Annotated in this window: 12 protein-coding genes; 3 read left to right on the forward strand and 9 right to left on the reverse strand. The window is 39.6% G+C overall.

Annotation, left to right across the window (positions count from 1 at the left end):
• Positions 1–123: 123 nt before the first annotated feature.
• The gene (locus tag PTRA_RS03535) at positions 124–1293 is read right to left on the reverse strand and encodes a DcaP family trimeric outer membrane transporter (protein ID WP_058372711.1); all 1170 of its coding nucleotides are present in this window, start codon (positions 1291–1293) and stop codon (positions 124–126) included.
• A gap of 400 nt (positions 1294–1693) precedes the next feature.
• Here PTRA_RS03535 and acs point away from each other — a divergent pair, with 400 nt between their 5' ends.
• The 3 genes from acs (at position 1694) to PTRA_RS03550 (ending at position 6133) form a co-directional block, all read left to right on the forward strand.
• Entirely contained in the window at positions 1694–3634 is a 1941-nt protein-coding gene (gene acs, locus PTRA_RS03540) for an acetate--CoA ligase (protein WP_058372712.1), read from the forward strand.
• A 97-nt stretch (positions 3635–3731) separates the two neighbouring features.
• A complete protein-coding gene (locus PTRA_RS03545; RefSeq protein WP_011327396.1) occupies positions 3732–4382 on the forward strand; it encodes a LuxR C-terminal-related transcriptional regulator in 651 nt (216 codons plus the stop codon).
• Between the two features lie 149 nt (positions 4383–4531).
• Entirely contained in the window at positions 4532–6133 is a 1602-nt protein-coding gene (locus PTRA_RS03550; RefSeq protein ID WP_058372713.1) for an AbgT family transporter, read from the forward strand.
• A 72-nt stretch (positions 6134–6205) separates the two neighbouring features.
• Here the strand turns inward: PTRA_RS03550 and purU are convergent, their stop codons facing one another.
• From purU to PTRA_RS03590, 8 genes are all read right to left on the reverse strand, one after another.
• Complete coding sequence (purU, locus tag PTRA_RS03555; protein WP_058372714.1) at positions 6206–7036, reverse strand: formyltetrahydrofolate deformylase; 831 nt, start codon at positions 7034–7036, stop codon at positions 6206–6208.
• A gap of 204 nt (positions 7037–7240) precedes the next feature.
• Positions 7241–9130 (reverse strand): hypothetical protein, encoded by a 1890-nt coding sequence (locus tag PTRA_RS03560; RefSeq protein WP_058372715.1) that lies wholly within the window; start codon positions 9128–9130, stop codon positions 7241–7243.
• 132 nt (positions 9131–9262) lie between these two features.
• A complete protein-coding gene (gene pelG, locus PTRA_RS03565; RefSeq protein WP_058372716.1) occupies positions 9263–10627 on the reverse strand; it encodes an exopolysaccharide Pel transporter PelG in 1365 nt (454 codons plus the stop codon).
• Positions 10615–12132 (reverse strand): GT4 family glycosyltransferase PelF, encoded by a 1518-nt coding sequence (pelF, locus tag PTRA_RS03570; RefSeq protein ID WP_058372717.1) that lies wholly within the window; start codon positions 12130–12132, stop codon positions 10615–10617. Before pelF ends, pelG begins: the two co-directional genes overlap by 13 nt.
• Positions 12125–13108 (reverse strand): tetratricopeptide repeat protein, encoded by a 984-nt coding sequence (locus PTRA_RS03575; RefSeq protein WP_058372718.1) that lies wholly within the window; start codon positions 13106–13108, stop codon positions 12125–12127. The genes pelF and PTRA_RS03575 overlap by 8 nt, the downstream gene beginning before the upstream one ends.
• A complete protein-coding gene (locus PTRA_RS03580) occupies positions 13101–14402 on the reverse strand; it encodes a PelD GGDEF domain-containing protein (protein WP_058372719.1) in 1302 nt (433 codons plus the stop codon). The genes PTRA_RS03575 and PTRA_RS03580 overlap by 8 nt, the downstream gene beginning before the upstream one ends.
• Positions 14399–14914: a hypothetical protein gene (locus PTRA_RS03585; protein WP_058372720.1), complete on the reverse strand. Its 516-nt coding sequence runs from the start codon at positions 14912–14914 to the stop codon at positions 14399–14401. Before PTRA_RS03585 ends, PTRA_RS03580 begins: the two co-directional genes overlap by 4 nt.
• Before the next feature lie 14 nt (positions 14915–14928).
• Positions 14929–18210 carry a tetratricopeptide repeat protein gene (locus PTRA_RS03590; RefSeq protein ID WP_058372721.1) on the reverse strand — a complete coding sequence of 1094 codons (3282 nt, stop codon included), beginning with the start codon at positions 18208–18210 and terminating at the stop codon, positions 14929–14931.
• Positions 18211–18212 lie beyond the last annotated feature (2 nt).

Genomic DNA, 18212 nt, shown 5'->3' on the forward strand with positions numbered 1-18212 from the left:
TTATAACTATTTATACTATAGGGATTAATAAAGAGTGATGAAGTTGATAAAACAGATGAGACTTATAAATTAATTAACAAAAAAAAGCGGCCAAGGCCGCTCAAGGAAGTAAACTATGTACGCTTAAAATGCATACTTAACCGAGAATTGTAAACGGTCCATATCGCCATCGTTACCGCTTTCAAGCTCGCGCTCGGCATGCTTAAACTCAGCACCAAAAGTTAAGCGTTTAACTGGTGAGTATAAAATGTTAGCACTGTAGCTTTGGCTTGATTTAGTTGGATCGCCTGTAAGGGCGAGTAAGTCTGTGTTGTTATCAGCACTGAAAAATGAATATAAGAAAGTTGAACGCCATTGGCTGTTCCACTTATGCTGATACGCTACAAAGCCAGAAGTTGAATCAATAGCATCTAAATCATCGCCATTGAGTACTGCACCATGGGCTACATTAACACCAACATAACGGCCTAAGCCTTTACCTTGTGTAAGCATAAACTTAAAGTTGTCTTCGCCTAGTTTAACTATACCCGATGCACTAACACCAAATGATGTTTCATCGGCATCAATAGCACCTACTTTATAAGTAAGTTGACGAGCAAGTGCAGCAACTACCAAGTTACCCCAGTCGGCTTTATGGGTATAACGTGCAGTAAAGTCAGGCAATGAAGCATCGTCGGTTACAGCCATACCGCCGCCAGCAGTAGTAATGGTACTTTCTGGGTTTTCTAATGAGAAAGACCAAGCGCCAGTAGTGTATTTAACTTGGGTTTGGCGCACAAACACTGTGCCCTCTGCTGGGCCTATAAAATCAAGTGCTTCAGGTAGTGCGCCGACGTTTTGAAAGTTAGACCATGTTTGGCCAAATAACCAACCATCGTAGCTAATAAATGCATGACGTACACGTGGAGCGTAAGAGTTAGATACACGCTCGTTACCACCAGGGGCAGAAGCTAAAAAATCGATTTCAATTTTGGTATTAATGGTTTTACCATTATCTAGTAATGTGGCTGTACCAAAGTTAAAACGAGATTCACGGGCATGCATATCAAATACAGCGTCAGAGCTATTGTCTGGGCCTACAGTTAGTGTGCTCGGTACGTAAAAGTCACGACCAACGTTAGTGCCCGCTGGTGCGCCTGCAGAATAGTCACTCCACATAGCATCTAATTTAATGTATCCGCCGTAAGTAAATTCAGTATCTCCAACTTTCGCTGCAGTGGCTGCATAAGCTGTGCTTGAAAGTGCACATAGTACAGCACTTGCTGCAAGTGTTTTTAATGGGGTAAATTTCATTGTTGCGTCCTTTATAGGCTACGTGTTGATTATTGCTTTTTATTTATCGAGTGTATTATTAACGAATAAAAGTTAATTTAAAAATTTTTAATTCGTTAAATAAAAATTAAAGCTAATTAATGCAAATATTATAATACTTAGGTGAAGCACTTTTAAATATGTACACTATTTACTCAATCATCTATTAGTCTATAAGACTAAGGTGTAATGATTACAATGTGATTATTTACTTACATTTAACATCATGTATTATTTATGTAAAAGTAATAAATAGCGCAGCGATTATAAACAACAAATTAGTAATTAGAATAGCTTTACAACTAAGGTCTAATACTTAATAGCGCATTGCTGAGTAATCCTTGGGAAAAGCCTAAGGCAAGTAATTTAAATGGAGACCAAGATGTCAAAAAATATCTATCCAGTTCCTACGCATATTAAAAACACAGCTCTCGTCGATAACGATAAATATAATAAAATGTATAAACACTCGATTGATGATCCACAAAGTTTTTGGGCTGAACACGGTAAGCGCCTTGATTGGTTTACTCCTTATTCTAAAGTAAAAAATACCACCTTTGATAAAGGCCACATAAATATTAAGTGGTATGAAGATGGCTACCTTAATGCATCGTATAACTGTATTGACCGCCACTTAAAAACAAAAGCCAATAAAGTAGCGCTTATATGGGAAGGCGATAACCCATCGCAAAGTGAGCATATTACTTATCAGAAATTACACGATGAAGTAGCAAAGTTTGCTAATGGTTTAAAAAAGCTAGGCGTACAAAAAGGTGATCGCGTCGCTATTTATATGCCAATGAGTCCACAAGCTATTTACGCAATGCAAGCGTGTGCACGTATTGGTGCTATTCACTCAGTTATATTTGGTGGCTTTTCACCCTCTGCGATTGCCGATCGTATTAAGGATTCGGGCGCAAAAGTGGTTATTACTTCAGACGAAGGACGCCGCGCTGGTAACTGTGTGCCACTTAAAGCAAACGTTGACGAAGCGGTGTTGCAAGAGTCTGTAACAAGTATAGAGCATGTTATTGTGCACCAACTTACCGGTGGTGATGTTGATTGGCACGACCATGATATATGGTGGCACGACTTAATTGCAGATCAAGAGCCTGTGTGCGAGCCTGAGGCAATGAACGCTGAAGATCCGTTATTTATTTTATACACATCAGGGTCAACAGGTCAGCCAAAAGGCGTGGTACATACCACGGGTGGTTATTTAGTTTATGCATCGATGACACATGAATATATATTTGATGTAAAAGAGGACGATGTTTTTTGGTGTAGCGCCGATGTAGGTTGGATCACCGGGCACAGTTATATTGCTTATGGCCCGCTGGTAAATGGTTGTACCCAAGTTGTATTTGAAGGTGTACCTACTTACCCAACCGCAGGACGTATGGGCGAAGTTGTTGATAAACACGGTGTTACTATTTTATATACCGCGCCTACCGCTATTCGTGCCTTAATGGCAAAAGGCGATGAGCCTGTAGCATCATCTCATCGTAATAGTTTACGAATTTTAGGATCGGTTGGTGAGCCAATTAACCCAGAAGCGTGGAATTGGTATTACGAACAAATAGGTAAGTCAAATTGCCCTATCGTTGATACCTGGTGGCAAACAGAAACGGGTGGCATTATGATCACCCCATTACCAGGTGCTACCGATTTAAAACCAGGTTCTGCAACGCGTCCATTTTTTGGTATTGCGCCGGCAATATTTGACGCTGAGGGTAATACGCTTGAGGGTGAAGCCGATGGTAACTTAGTTATTTTAGATAGCTGGCCATCGCAAGCTCGTACTATTTATGGCGATCATGAACGTTTTGAACAAACTTACTTTTCTACCTACCCAGGTGTGTATTTTTGTGGTGATGGCTGTCGTCGAGACGAAGATGGTTACTATTGGATCACTGGTCGTGTAGATGATGTACTTAATATATCGGGGCATCGTTTAGGCACAGCTGAAATAGAAAGCGCACTGGTTGCACACCCAGCAGTAGCTGAAGCCGCTGTAGTAGGTTATCCGCATGATATTAAAGGCCAAGGTATTTATGTTTACATTACCCCTAACGAAGGTATAACAGTAAGCGATGAGTTAACCAAAGAAATTCGTAGCTGGGTTCGTAAAGAGTTAAGCCCAATTGCGTCACCCGATATGATTCAGTGGTCACCAGGGTTACCAAAAACGCGTTCTGGTAAAATAATGCGCCGAATTTTACGTAAAATTGCGGCCAACGAGCACGAACAACTAGGTGATACATCAACACTTGCCGATCCATCTGTGGTTGATGAGTTAATTGAAAATCGATTAAATCGTTAAATGCGCGTTAAAAGCTTGATTACAAGTTGATTCTAAACGTAGTATATCGGCTGTGCTCTACTAGATAGGGCACAGCCGAATTTATTAGGAGTGAACCATGAGTCAGTTTTTAATAGCGGACGACCATCCGTTATTTCGTGAAGCACTAAAGGGTGCACTAACTGTAAAATTTGACGATTTAGAAGTATTTGAATCATCTGATTTTGACAGTACATTGCAGGTGTTAAGCGAGCAAGAAGATCTTGATATATTACTGCTGGATTTACACATGCCAGGTAATGGTGATTTATACGGCCTTATTCGTATTAGAGAAGACTATCCTAGTTTACCTATTGCGGTGGTTTCGGGAAGTGAAGACGCTAATATTGTATCTAAAGTAATGGGTTATGGCGCAATGGGGTTTATTCCTAAGTCATCATCATCTGATGATATTGCCAATGCAATTAATCAAATACTCGAAGGCGATACTTGGTTACCAACAGAATTAAAAAATAAAGTCGCCGAAATTCAAGGCGAAGACCGAGAAATTGCAGCGCAAGTTGCCTCACTTACCCCACAACAATACCGTGTTTTACAATATCTGCACGAAGGTTTGCTAAATAAGCAAATAGCGTATGAGTTACATATTTCTGAAGCCACTGTGAAAGCGCATATTACCGCCATATTTAGAAAACTCGGCGTATATAACCGCACACAAGCGGTATTAATTGCTGCAAAACTACAATTAGCACCTATAGAGCAAATATAAAACAATGCATAGAATAGGGGCGCAAAGCCTCTTTTTTAGTCTTATTTACGCTTATACACGCAATTATCACAAGCTATTCACCTTTATTACATGATCTCCTATAAAAATAATGCTAGCTTACGGGCATTTTATAATTAAGAGAACATGGTATGTCAGACTCTTTAGACTCCACGGCCCAAAGTAGTAATGAAAGCGCAAATAAAGGCTGGTTTAACCGCTTTTTAGCCGGCGTAGAATTTTTAGGCAATATGCTACCGCATCCCATCACCTTATTTGCAATTTTCTGTATCGTAATTGTTGTATTTAGTGGGGTGGCGGATTGGTTTGGCCTAAGTGCAATCGATCCTCGACCTGAAGGCTCGCCTGGGCGCGAACTTGATGGTGTTATTGAAGTAGTGAGCTTACTTAGTGCCGAGGGGTTACAGCGTATTGTAACTGGCTTGGTAACTAACTTTACCAGCTTTGCACCACTGGGCACGGTACTGGTGGCTTTACTTGGTGTGAGTGTTGCGGAACACTCTGGACTGCTGTCTGCAGCAATGCGCGGCATGGTAATGGGCGCATCAAAGCGATTAGTGACCTTTATGGTGGTGTTTGCCGCTATTTTATCTAATACCGCGTCTGAGCTGGGCTATGTGGTGCTTATTCCATTAGCTGCAATGATATTCCATAGTTTAGGACGTCATCCATTAGCGGGCTTAGCAGCGGCGTTTGCAGGGGTGTCGGGTGGTTATAGTGCTAACTTATTATTAGGCACAATTGATCCCTTACTGGCAGGTATTACCACACCTGCGGCGCAAATGATCGATCCAACTTACCAAGTAGGCGCAGAAGCTAACTGGTATTTTATGATGGTGTCGGTGTTTTTAATTGCGATTTTAGGCACCCTAGTTACTGAAAAAATTGTTGAGCCACGTTTAGGTAAATATAATCCTGAAGAGGCCAGTACTGATCTTGCACAAAATAATATTGCTGCGTTAACGGCCAAAGAAAAGTCGGGTTTAAAGTGGGCAGGCGTGTCGTTATTAGTTGTATCGCTGCTACTTGCATGGACCATAGTGCCAGCCGATGGCATTTTACGTAATCCCGAAACCGGATTAGTAGCCCACTCACCCTTTTTGAAAGGCATAGTGGTGTTTATTTTTGTAACCTTTGGTATTCCGGGTTTTGTATATGGGCGCGTTGTTGGCACCATGAAAAACGACAAAGACGTAATAAATGCCATGAGTAAAAGTATGAGCTCAATGGGCATGTATATTGTACTAGTGTTTTTTGCTGCACAATTTGTCGCGTTTTTTAAATGGACCAATTTAGGCACTATTTTAGCAATTAACGGTGCTGCATTACTGCAAGCTTTAAACTTAACTGGCCCCGAAGTTTTTGTATTATTTATATTAATGTGTGCATTGGTTAACTTAAGCTTAGGGTCGTCATCGGCGCAATGGGCTGTTACCGCGCCTATTTTTGTACCTATGCTAATGTTAGTTGGTTACGCACCAGAGACCATTCAGGCGGCTTATCGTATAGGTGACTCGGTTACTAACTTAATAACACCAATGATGAGTTATTTTGGCTTGATCCTCGCTGTCGCTGCTAAATACAAAAAAGATATGGGTATAGGCACACTGGTAGCCACTATGTTGCCATACAGTATGATATTTTTTGTTGGTTGGGTTATTTTGTTTTATTTATGGGTATTTGTGTTGGGTATGCCAGTAGGGCCAGGATCACCCACTTATTACACGCCTTAATAATACCTGAGTAATACAATGAGTATTATTTGATTGTTTAAAATGCCAGCATAATTTGCTGGCATTTTTGTTTTACGAAAACACCACGGTTTTATTACCGTTAATAAATAGCTTATGCTCTGAGGCAAGTTGTAGCGCTTTACAAAATACTGTTTTTTCTACATCTTTACCCATATTGGCCATCATTTTTGCGGTTTCTGCGTGGGTTACAGGCGTAATATCTTGCAAAATAATAGGCCCTTCGTCTAACTCGTTATTGACAAAGTGAGCTGTGGCTCCGATTATTTTTACGCCACGTTCGAATGCTTGGTGATAAGGTTTTGCACCAATAAAAGCGGGTAAAAAAGAGTGATGAATATTAATGATTTTGCCCTCAAAGCGTTGCACAAACTCAGGGCTTAAAATACGCATATATTTAGCTAAACCAATAATGTCAGGATTATAGCTGGCAATTAAATCGCCTACTTGCTGATCGTGCTCGCTGCGTGTTAATCCCTCATGAGAGATAACATGAAAAGGAACATTAAGCCCTTTAGCAAGCGGCTCTAAAATAGGGTAGTTTGCTATAACGGCTTGCACTTCAATATTGAGCGCTTGTTCGAATTGCTTTAATAATACGCCACCTAAGCAATGTGCTTCTTTAGTAGCAAGTAACACAACTTTGGTTTTTGTACCATTGTGTAAAGCCACTTTAGCGTCTGCAGGTAGTATTTCGCGTAGTAGTGGTAAAAAGTTACTTTGTGGCTCACCAGTGAGCTCTGTACGCATAAAAAAGCGTTTAGCGTCTTTGTCTACAAATTCATTATTACGTGTAATATTTAAATTATGCTGGTGGCAAAGCCCGGTGATTTTGGCTATTAGCCCTACATCATCGGCGCATTGTGTGGTTAGTATGTAGCTCATTCTCTCATTCTTACCCAATTATAGATTGCTTTATTATTTGCGTTTTAGCGCATAAAGCAAGGGCTTTGTACGTTGTTACAGCGTTTAATTTAGAACAAGCATGACATTAAAGTGAGCAAAGTTAACTGGGGTTTAAAAAGGTATAGTTGCTGTTAAAAATGCCACTGATTGCCAGTGGCATTGCATTATAATTAAATTACTGTGTTATGACTTGATTTCTGAGGCTAAATCATCTTGTTGTCTGATAAAGCCGGCGGCTTCTTCATCATTTTTTGTAATTGCACTTTGTTGTGTTGGCATAGCGCGTGTTTGCTGATTAAGCTGATGAATTTGCGACGCGTTACCTAAATCACGCTCACTGGTAATTGAGGCAATTGACTCGCGATCTTTTAAGAACGCAATCACATCGTTTTTAATTGCTTGTAACTGGCCTTCGTCTTTGTGCATTTCCATAATATGGCGTGGATGCTCAAGGTTTTTCATGCCTGTTGCTGCAAAAGTGGTGGTTACTATTCGCGAAACAATAACCCAAGGGGTAATGCTGCTACGTACTAACGTGTTTTCAGAGCGAGTGCTGTCGTGAATACCTGTACCGGTTGATATTTTAGACTCAGTAAATGTACCTTCACATTTAAAATAGACCAAAAGAGATTCAAATTGCATTTCAGCAAAAAATAAATGTGCATTGCTACTTAATAGCTGAGCAAAGGCTTTAATTAATACACCTATCAGTAATAAGTGTACGCTTGCCATTACTAGCTCGCTCATAGGTGAAATATGACGATTATTAAGTGCTTGCTCTATTGAATTGATATTTGCGCTATCAATATAACGATAAATATCGATGAAAGAGTAGGCTAATAATACTGTGAAAATAAGCGCGATTAAATACAGGAAGTTACCGCTAAGTAGCGCTAATAACCTAGCCATACTAAAGCCTTTACCTAAATCTAGTTCATGCAGTTTAGGCTGTATTTCTTGAATTATTTCTCCTTTAAAGCCGCCTTTTCCTTCTACTTGCTCTTGCAATTGTGGGTTGAGCTCGCGGTATACGCGATTAGGCACTTCTTTATAACGACGGTTAGCCATTACTAGGTTATCTAGATTAATAAAAATTTCAGTAGGGTGTACAGACTCTTGCCAGTTTTCGCGCAGTTCAGATACCTCAGTGCTTGGTGTTATGGTATTTAATCGTGCTTTTAACATAGTAAAAACCAGTGCGCAGCTTAAGGTGGCTAAAATAATAATAGCGACTAAATACATACCCGCATGCAGGTTTGGTAGTTGTTCAAACCAAACATCTATTTGCGCTTTACTAATGCGTTGTTCTTGCATTAACCATGACATAGAAAGGCCAATAACAATGGGTAAAATAAACGATAACGAAATAATTTTAGCCAGTGCACCACCACCAAGTGGTTCTATTTCTCTTGCAGCATTACGAGTCGTTGGTTTACCAGCCGAGCGCCATGAAAACAATACATAAAACATTAAAATGCTACTGTATATGGGAAATGCTAATTCGCCTGCTTCACCGGTAAAGCCCGACAAAGATACAAAAGCTACCAGTCCATACGCAATAAGTGCCACAAAGGTACTTACCCATGAGCCAAATAATTGCTGGGCAATATTACGCATTGGGTAGGGTAAAAACATTAGTTTAGGAATAAGGCTATGCAACAAGCGAGATAAAAACCCTTTAGGCTCTTTAAAAGTAATGTTTTTACGACCCATAAGCATTTCTTCTAGTTCTTGGTCGTTATAGGCAACTTCTTTTTTTTCTTCTTTTGCGGTAGAACTTTGCGATTTACTGTAGTTATAAGCGAGTGACGTAGGGTGATTACGGCCAACAAAGTATTTTAGTGTGGCATAAATACCTGTTGAGAGTGAAGCAATGCCAAACCCTAAAATAATCATCCCAAAAAGCATCAAGATCCACCCGGCAGTTGCATCTTCTTTAACTAACCCTGCAGCAACAACAAGCAGCGTAATACCGGTAATTGACTCTATAGCACCTCTTAGCGCGGTTACTTTGCCTTCAAGTTTGAAGGGGTTTTTTAGTCCAAGATCAATCGATCCATAATCAAAAGCCATTGAATATTCCTTTATAAAAGAATTTTATTGGGGGAATAAGTGTAATAAGCAGTTTATGCTTATTACACTTATTTATTAGTTTTGGCATTATAAGCTTAGTTTAAGCCGATAGCCTGAAATATTAAGCGTTTATTATTGCAGCATAAAGGTTTCGTATTCTAAATCTTCAAACTGTTTAGATAACCAAAACAAACCCACAACTGAGCTAATAACAGTTGCAAATGCAAAGCCATAGCCATAAAACTGCGGCCCAAGTGCTACCGACAAATAGGTAAAAACAACATTTACGACTAAAAATATTGCTGCGAGTACCAGCACAGTAAAACGTTTATCTAAATAAAATAAAATATTGAGTATTGATAAAAAGATAACCTGTACACCCACACCCACTACATCGATAAATAATAAGGTTTTGTAGTTAGGATCTATACCTATAAAAGTGAGTATTTGCTCACCCCAAAGTAATAAGCAAGCTACGGTAATACCCTGAATTTTAAATATATCGTATAAACCACCTTGGGCAGTTTGTATCATATTATCTTTTAATAGATAAATTTCATTTAAAGAGGCACCTTCGCGTATTGCAGTGTAAAAACGGTCGTACTCCTCAACAAAGTCAGTTTCCATTCTTACTAAAAACACGGCCATACCAGGAATAATAGACAAGTAGGCTAAAAATATGGGTAAGTCGTAAATAGGACTTGCCCTGAGAGTGCCAATAATTTCAATTGAAGTACTAGGAGAGTACCAAAAAATAATTTTATCAGCCCAAACACCTATATTGTAAAACAAGCCACAAAAGAACAGGCTGTAATACACTTTTTTATTATTTAAAAAATCAAAGCTAATTAACTTATCACCAGGATAGCGGCGAATAATCATAAATAAAAAGCTAAAAAATAACAGCGCTTCGCCAGCAAAAAAAGCAAAAAACAACCCGTCTAATTGCCAATCTCTTAGTAAATATGCCAGTAATACCATAAAAGAATAACCACTAAGCATGGTAACTAAAATAAGCCGATACTCTTTCATACCCGATAAAAATATAGCCCCAAGCCATTGATTACATAAGCCAACAAATGCACCTAAAATAATTAATTTAGTCACCACTGGCAGTGGTAATAATGGCCACACAGCAAGGCCAACGAGTAACGCAGCTATGGTGGTAACTAATTGCGCGCCAAGTAGGTTAGGCAGTATTTGACCATCATCTTTAGTAAAAAGCAGGTCGGCAATAAAACGCGTTAATAATAGCTGTAAGCCGCCGGTTAAAATAAGCGAGGCGGCCATCATGTAGGTAACTAAGGTTAAAAATTGAATGATCAGTACTTTTGGTAGCACAATGCCCAAGCTTAAAATACCAATAAGCATTAAAGCAATAATTGATAGTAACCAAGGGCCTGAGCCAATTAATCCAGCGTAACCGTAAGCTTCAAATACTGAAAGCAGGGTGTTTTTTTTGAGAATCTTACGTATCTCAAAACCTATTCCGGCCATGCCATTGTATCCTTATAAAGTTTATCGTAACGAGCAAACATATGGCTCTCATCATAAAATTTTTGTACCCGTTCAAGGCCACTTTTTTGATATTCGCGCCACCTTTGCTCGTTTTGTAATATATTTATTATTTGCTGAGCAGTTTCACTAGGGGAGGCTATTGCTACTACTTCGCCAGCTTTGCCAAAGGTTTTGTCTTGTGCGGTTGCGCCTTCGATTATTTCGCGGCAAGAACCTACATCAGTGGCTAATACAGGCACGCCAGCTGCCATTGCTTCTAGTAATACTAAAGGCTGCGCCTCAGATATTGAGGTGAGTGCGACAACGCCTAATTTAGGCAGTATTTCAGCAATGTTTTGCATGCCTAAAAATTTCACATTGTCGATTAAGTCTAAGCTGTCGACCAATAACTGGCATTCTTGATAATATTTAGGATCTTCCTCAAAAGGGCCAATTATCCAGCCCTCTAGGGTGGGTATAATAGATTGTGCTTCTTTAATTGCGCGTATAAAGGTTTTTATATCCTTAATAGGCACAACACGGCCAATTAACCCTACTACCATTGGCGTTTTTTCTGGGCGTTGTAACAGAGCTTTTTTAAAACGTACTGTTTTAATGCCATTAGGTACCACAAGGGTTTTTGCCGGCTCTGCGCCATCTTTAATTTGGCGTTGCTTATTACCATCGTACAAAGAAATAATTTTAGTTGCTTGTTGGTACGTTGTACGGCCAATTTGCTCAAAAAAGTTGATCCACATACGCCGAATAAAGCCCATTTCGGTATTTAAATTTTTACCTAAGCTCTGCTCCGAATCTTTGATCCAACTTGCTTGAATTAAATCAATTTTACGCTCTTTAGTGTATATACCATGCTCGGTAAGTAAAAAAGGCGTGTCACTTATCACACTGGCTCCAGAGCCTAAAATACCCGCGTAGCCTGTTGATATAGAATGAATTAGTTTTACTTTAGGCAAGCCTCTAGCTATTTCTGCTATTTTAAATAACGGCTGATATAAATTACGGTATGACCAAAAAAAGTCGATAAATGACGATTCATCACAATAACTTAAATAGTATTTTGAAAGCACTTGCCAAGATGACTCACTATATAAAAAATCGGCAGCATTAATGCCATCTTTTTTGCCGAGTGTTTCAAAAGCAAATTTTAATAACTCAGTGGGTATTGGATCGTTACAGTCACGAAAGTAGCTTTGCAGCTGTTGCCAAAAATCAAACAGCTCCTGCTTATATTTAGTGCCATGCTTCGCTTTTATTTCAGTGGTGTTATTTTCAATTAAATAATGAACATGTAATTTAGTGACATTATTAGGTAGCTGGTATTGAATTTCGCCGTAGTGCTCAGGTGCGCCGCCCAAAAATACCAACTCAAAATTATAATGTGGTAAGCCTTCAATTATTTGGTGCACCCAACTTGATACGCCACCGCGGACATATGGGTAGGTGCCTTCTAAAAGTAGTAATATGTCAGCATTTTTTTCAGCCATGCCAGTACTCCTGTAAATGGCGTAGTTCGCTACCTTCAGGTTGTTTAGGAAGCTCATTTAAATAGCGCTTACAATCATCTAATTGGCCCATGTAAAAAGCAACTTCGGCTTTATATGGCAATACATGGCGCAGCGCCATGCCAAATTCAGTAGCGTGTGTTAAGTGCGTTAGTGCTTGCGGGTATTTGTTTAGCGATAAACAAATACGCCCTAATAACACAAAGGTGGCAGGGGCTTTTACATGCTCAACACTTTGCAGAGCCAGTAGCTCTGCTTTTTCTAGTACGTACGATTTTAGCGCGCCCTGGGCTAAGCCTAAATAACTTAGCTCCCAGTACAGCTCAGCGAGTTGTTGTTGTAATTTAGCTAATTCGGGTTGCGTGCTTGTTAAGGCAATTTCTTGCTGATATTGGCTTATTTTTTCGTTAATTTTAGTTTCTTTGCCATCGAGTGTTGAATAAGCGAGTAAACGAATATCATCTTCTAGGTCTTTAAGCGCAAGTTTTAAAATAGGAATAGCGCGTGCATCACTCATGTGACGCGCAGACATTACAGCACTTAAGCGCTTATTAGGCTCACTGGCGTGTTTTAAAATAGCTTTTAAGCCACCAATAGAATAAGACGGATTTGCCGAAGTCATTTTAGCTTCAAAGGGAAGCACTGGGATTTTATGTTCTTCTATTTCAATGTCGTCATTTTTGATTGGTTTACATAGGGCAAAGCTTAATGCAAATACAACGCCTATAATGCCAAGTATGGGCAGTGAAAGCAGTAATAAAAATAAAAACAAAACACTGCTAAATGGGGTTGTTTTGTATTTTACAGGAATGAGTGTATAGCTAATAAAAGCATAAAAAAGGCTAGCTAATGCATGGAGTAAAGTAACAATTAGCCAGTTGGGAGTGTCGAGTATTTGCAGTAATGCAAAATATTCGCATATACACCCTAATATGGCTGCAATGATAATTTTAATCATGAAATTCGACCAATCTTTTTAAATCGTCGTTATTAATAGGCAATGCTATTTGTTGCTCGATCACTATGCCTAAATCATTCAGATTTTTACCCGTACGTTCTTTGCTCCAGCTATTTAAACGAGCAATGAATCCTGTTTTTTCAAGTTCGTCAGCCAAAGGCATAAGTAGCAGTAATGTTTGCTTTTCGTTGTTATACAAATAAATATCTAAACCACGGCGAGCTTCGCTTAAATATTTCATAAGTTGACGCGATTCAGTATTAATATTTGTAGCCGTTATTTTTAATAAATGAGACGGGATTTTATAACGTTTAGCTTCTTTATTTGCACGTTTTACTTGTTTAACAAAGGAGGGCGCTTCACTGGCTTGCATTACCGGGTTAGTTATTTCGTGACGGAGTAAGTCACCAATGTGTCCAGCCATAACTGCAAGTAAAGTAAGCGTGGTGTTTTTAAGAGCAAAAAATTGCACTTTTTCGACTAATACAACACCATAAATAGTGTCGCTAATATCTGTCATTGGAATAGCAATATGGTACTTGCTTATACCTAAAGAAGCTTTTACGTCTTTTACCGATACTAATTCGTTTTCTGCAAACATAGCACTGACAAGCGGATCTGACATAGATACAGTATTCATTTCACCAATTGCAGCGAGTGGCGGATCTACAATGATGTTGTTTTCAACCTTGTATATGCCCGCTTTTTCTAATGTTCCGTATTCAACAAATAGATTTAAAATACTTTGTGCGGCGCTATCTAAACACCTTTCTTCTAGCTGCCCAATCGACTCTCTTACTTCTTGCAGTGATTCTCTTAAACTAAGTGTATGGCCAGCAAGCACTTGCTCAAGGCGATCATGCGAGGAGCTAATAAGATGATATTGACGGGTAAATACCTCTAATCGTTCGGTTACATATTCTAATTGAATAGTTTGTCTTTGATTGGTGCGATCCCATACATCTCTAAACTCGCCAGTGATCATAATGACAATAACATAACCTAAAATAGCGTTAATATTAAAGCCACTTTGGGGCGTTAAAATATCTGTTTCTACAAGCAGCAGTTGGCCAATAAGCAAACTTAGTATGCTAATAAAGCCTTTTGAAAAGCCGTAACGTAATGCAACTAGCAGAGGGCCTAAAACCGGCCACGAAAACCCACCTTGCGTCCAAAAGGGATCCGCTGTGTTAAACAGCACGGGTAGCCCTAAAGCCAGCGCGGTAAATATAAATACCTCAGCCCATATCTGTAGCTCAGGAACCTCTCTTGGGCGAAAGAAATGTGTTTTCACTCACTAACCTCTATGTAAGATAGTAAATCGGCTATGACATCTTGGGCTACTGCAGCAATGCTGTCTCGTCCCCAACCGCTTTTAGCAATTGTGCCTGTCCACAGTGGTGTTGTTTGGCCGTTAGCCGTTAATGATAGAGTTAAAGCAACCACAGGTTCGCCGTCAAGTCCTGCTTTATAACGCCACTCTTCAATGCTGCCGCTAATAATATAATCGGCTTGTTGCGTGCTTAGCCACTGCATTGCGTTATCTACACGGTATTGATCGTCTAGCGGTGGTAGCTCTTTATTGTTAGTGCGTGGTGCACGAATTAAAGTAGGCAGCTTATTTTGCTGCCAAATACTGGCTAAAATATCCTCTGCACGTTCACCAGCAAGCGGTGTTTGCGCATGATTTACAAGTGGTAATAATGCCACTGTTGTAGTTGGTCTAAGCTCAACATCATCAGCCACATGGCTGGTTGTACAAGCTGATAAAACTAATACCAAACATGGTATAACTAAACGAAACATAATCTCTCCTAACATTAAAAATGTACGTAATATCCTAATTGTAATTGTGTATCTGAGTTACCCACTTTATTACTACTTTGATAACCCAGCTGTAATCTAAATAAATCATCGCCCAAAATAGACCAACCCGCACCACTTGAAACTGAAATATCAAGCGTGTCGTTAAGGGTTTGATAGCCTGTACTTATGTCAAATAACCACGAAGGGCTAGCGCCTAAATAAGGTGGCTCTAGCGATCCTGTAGATGCAAATGAAGTGCCTAGGGCTAAACGCCTAAAAGGCTGAAGATCGATTGGCAATAAATTAGCTTCATTATTAATAAAGGTATTTACAGGGTCAAAATCTTGCCATTGCGCGCTAAAGTAGGTGCTCCATACAGGGCGGTCTTTTAAAATGTTGTATTGGTATCGGGCATTGTATTCTTGCCCGCTTACTATGCTGCTGTTATCACTTCTACGTGAAAAAGACAGTGCAGATCCAGAGAGTTGCACGCTTTGTCTGCCATCAATGTTGTAGTTTATATATGCGGTGGCTTTATCTAGTTGGGCAAAACTTAATAGTGTTTCAGATTGGCGGTTTTCTACATTATGCTCAAGCTTTAAACCTACTTGAGTGCGCGAATCCCATTGGTAACGAGTATCTAAACTAAGCCCTTGACGACTCGCTAATGTGCCTTGGTGAGTATCAATTTTGGCATCAAAATACCATCGGCCCCAAGTCATTTTATCTTCGATAGCAAACAGTAAGCCATTATTGTTAAGGTTTTGCTGGTTACTAATACTTAATTTCCATTGGCCTTTTGCATAGGGAAAATACACGTTTACATCATATTGGCTGCTGTTTAAGCCGGCTTCAGGCGAAAAGTTCACCTCAAGCGCTCTAAAATAAGCATTTCGTGCGTTGCGTAATAAACTAGTTTGCGCCGCTGTAGGCTCATTTGTTAATGTTTCATACCAACGCTGCATGGTGGCATAAGGTTGTTTTAAATACAGTAGTGCATTTAATTGATCAAGCTCACTTAAGGTGTTTTCAGTAAGTTGTTGCTCAACGTTATTAAACTCACCGTTAATCATATTTAACTGCAGAGTTTGCCAAGGCGCTAAGTTTTTTGCGGCTCGTCTGGCTAGCCACCAATTTGCAACAGGCTCACCAATAGTGTCGGGTGCAAGTTCATCCATAGTATTAAATTGCATTAAATGCGGCACAGCCATAGCTCCCGCCCAGCGGTACATTAGTCCTCGGTAAGCGTATTTATCTTTAGGTAAATGCTGCAATAGGTAATGCTGTAGCTCAGTGGCGTTGGCGTTATAGCCAAGCAGCTGCATAATGTCGGCTAAATTAACTAAGGTGGTTAAATCTTTTGGGTTACTTATAGCTAATTGGCGCAAATAAAAGTATGCACTGTTATACGATTTTTCATAAATAGATAAACTAGCTAAAAGTTGCGCCCAATTATAAGAGGGCTCAGTTTGCGAATAATTAGCTAGTATACGTTTTATCATTATGGTGTCGTGCATTTGCAGCGCTAACCAGCCTTGGGCAAGGACTACATCAGGATTATATTCACTGAGTTTTGCCGCTCTGTTAAGGGTGGTATAAGCAGAGTTTAAATCGTTTTGATTTTGATACCAATTCGACAGTAAAGACCATGCTGGATAAAGCTGTTTATTGTAGCGCTGTTTTTCAAGTTCGTTGTGTACGCGAGCAATAGAGTCTACGTCGTTAAGCTGCACGCTCAGTTGCGTAACTTGAATAAGCTGCCTAGCACTCAGTGGTACTTGTTGCCATAGGTAATCAAGCAAGCCTTTGGGGTTCCCCTCAAAACGTAATTGCTGATACTGCTGCATATCACCAACACTCAGTGGGCTAATTTCTTTTAATTGCTCATAGGCATACAATTCTTCTTTTTTATTTTGCAGTCTTAAGGCCATATCAACACGGGCACTCCAAAACTCATCGTCGGTGCTTTGTTGTTTTTGCTGTAAAATAGTGAGCGCAGTTTTATAGTCTTCTGCTAGCCAAAATGCGCGTGCCAGCCATAATAAATTTTCTTCGTTTTTAGGGCCTTTATAGCTAGGCCATAACGCTCTTAACCCCTTTAAGTTACCGGTATCGTGCAATACTTTTGCTTTCCAATATTGCGACAGTAAGCTTTTGCCATTAATTTGCTCAAAACGCTCTATATTATTGAGCTCTTGCTCTGGGTTACCAATAAATTCATTAGTTTGCATCCAACGAACGAAGCCCTTATCAGAGAGTTGTCTATTTTGCGCTTTATATTGAAAAATATCGTTGGCGTCTTGGTACAAATATAGCGCTACGGCGTCATTAATGCTGTCGGTTAACATGGCAACGTTAACGGCATGGTTGGCCATTAGCCATTTAAATTCTACAAGTGCTTGTTCTGGCTTATTTAGCCAACGTTTCATTTTCCAATTAAGCAAACGTAGCTCTTTATCGTTTGGGTTATTGATTAATAGCTGTGTTAATAATTGCTCAGCACCTTGGGTGTTACCATCGGCTAGGCGCAAATACATTGCCTTAGTTAGGTATTCGTTATTATTAGGCTCTTGCTTGAGTAAATTTTCGATAGCACTGGCGGCATCTTGGGTATTACCGGCTAGGTTTGCTAAATAAAGGGTACGCTTTATATTTGTGCTATTGCCATATGTTTTCCACCAAGCATAGGCTTGCTCAGGGTTATTTGCTCCCAGTGCAGTGGTTATGGCTTTAGGCGCAATATCTGCATTAATATTGTTTTTATATATTGCGAGCGCTTTAGCAGGCTCCCCAGCACTCAGCCAGTAATCGGCAGCGAGTAAAGGCTGTGCATTTTGCTGATAGTAAAGCGCCACTTTAGCATGTAAGCCAAGGGCTTTAGCTATGTTAAGTATTTGCTCGTCCCAGTTTTTTAGCGCACCTACTTTTAACGATAGCTCCTCAAAGCGGTCGTCTTTCTTTGCATCATTTGCTAACCACAAAGCGTACATTAATTGAATTTCAAGTAGTGATTTTTTATCGCTTTTAGGTAGTTTTTCAAGTTCACTGGTGGCAGCTGCATATTCACTGAGTTTAATGTGCAGTTCAATTAACTTTGCACGTAACTTTTCGTTATTAGGATCGGTACTAAGCGCAGCATTTAAATACGATTTTTCAAAGGTGTAATCTTGCGATAGCGCTTCTTTTTCAAAAAATAAAGTACGCGGAAATAACGCATAAAGTGCAAAACAGCTTACGGCTAATATAACTAAAATCGTTTTTAAAGAAATTAACTGAGGGCGCTTTTTATTAGTCATTA

This window comes from Pseudoalteromonas translucida KMM 520 (assembly GCF_001465295.1).
In the GTDB taxonomy this organism is placed as follows: domain Bacteria; phylum Pseudomonadota; class Gammaproteobacteria; order Enterobacterales; family Alteromonadaceae; genus Pseudoalteromonas; species Pseudoalteromonas translucida.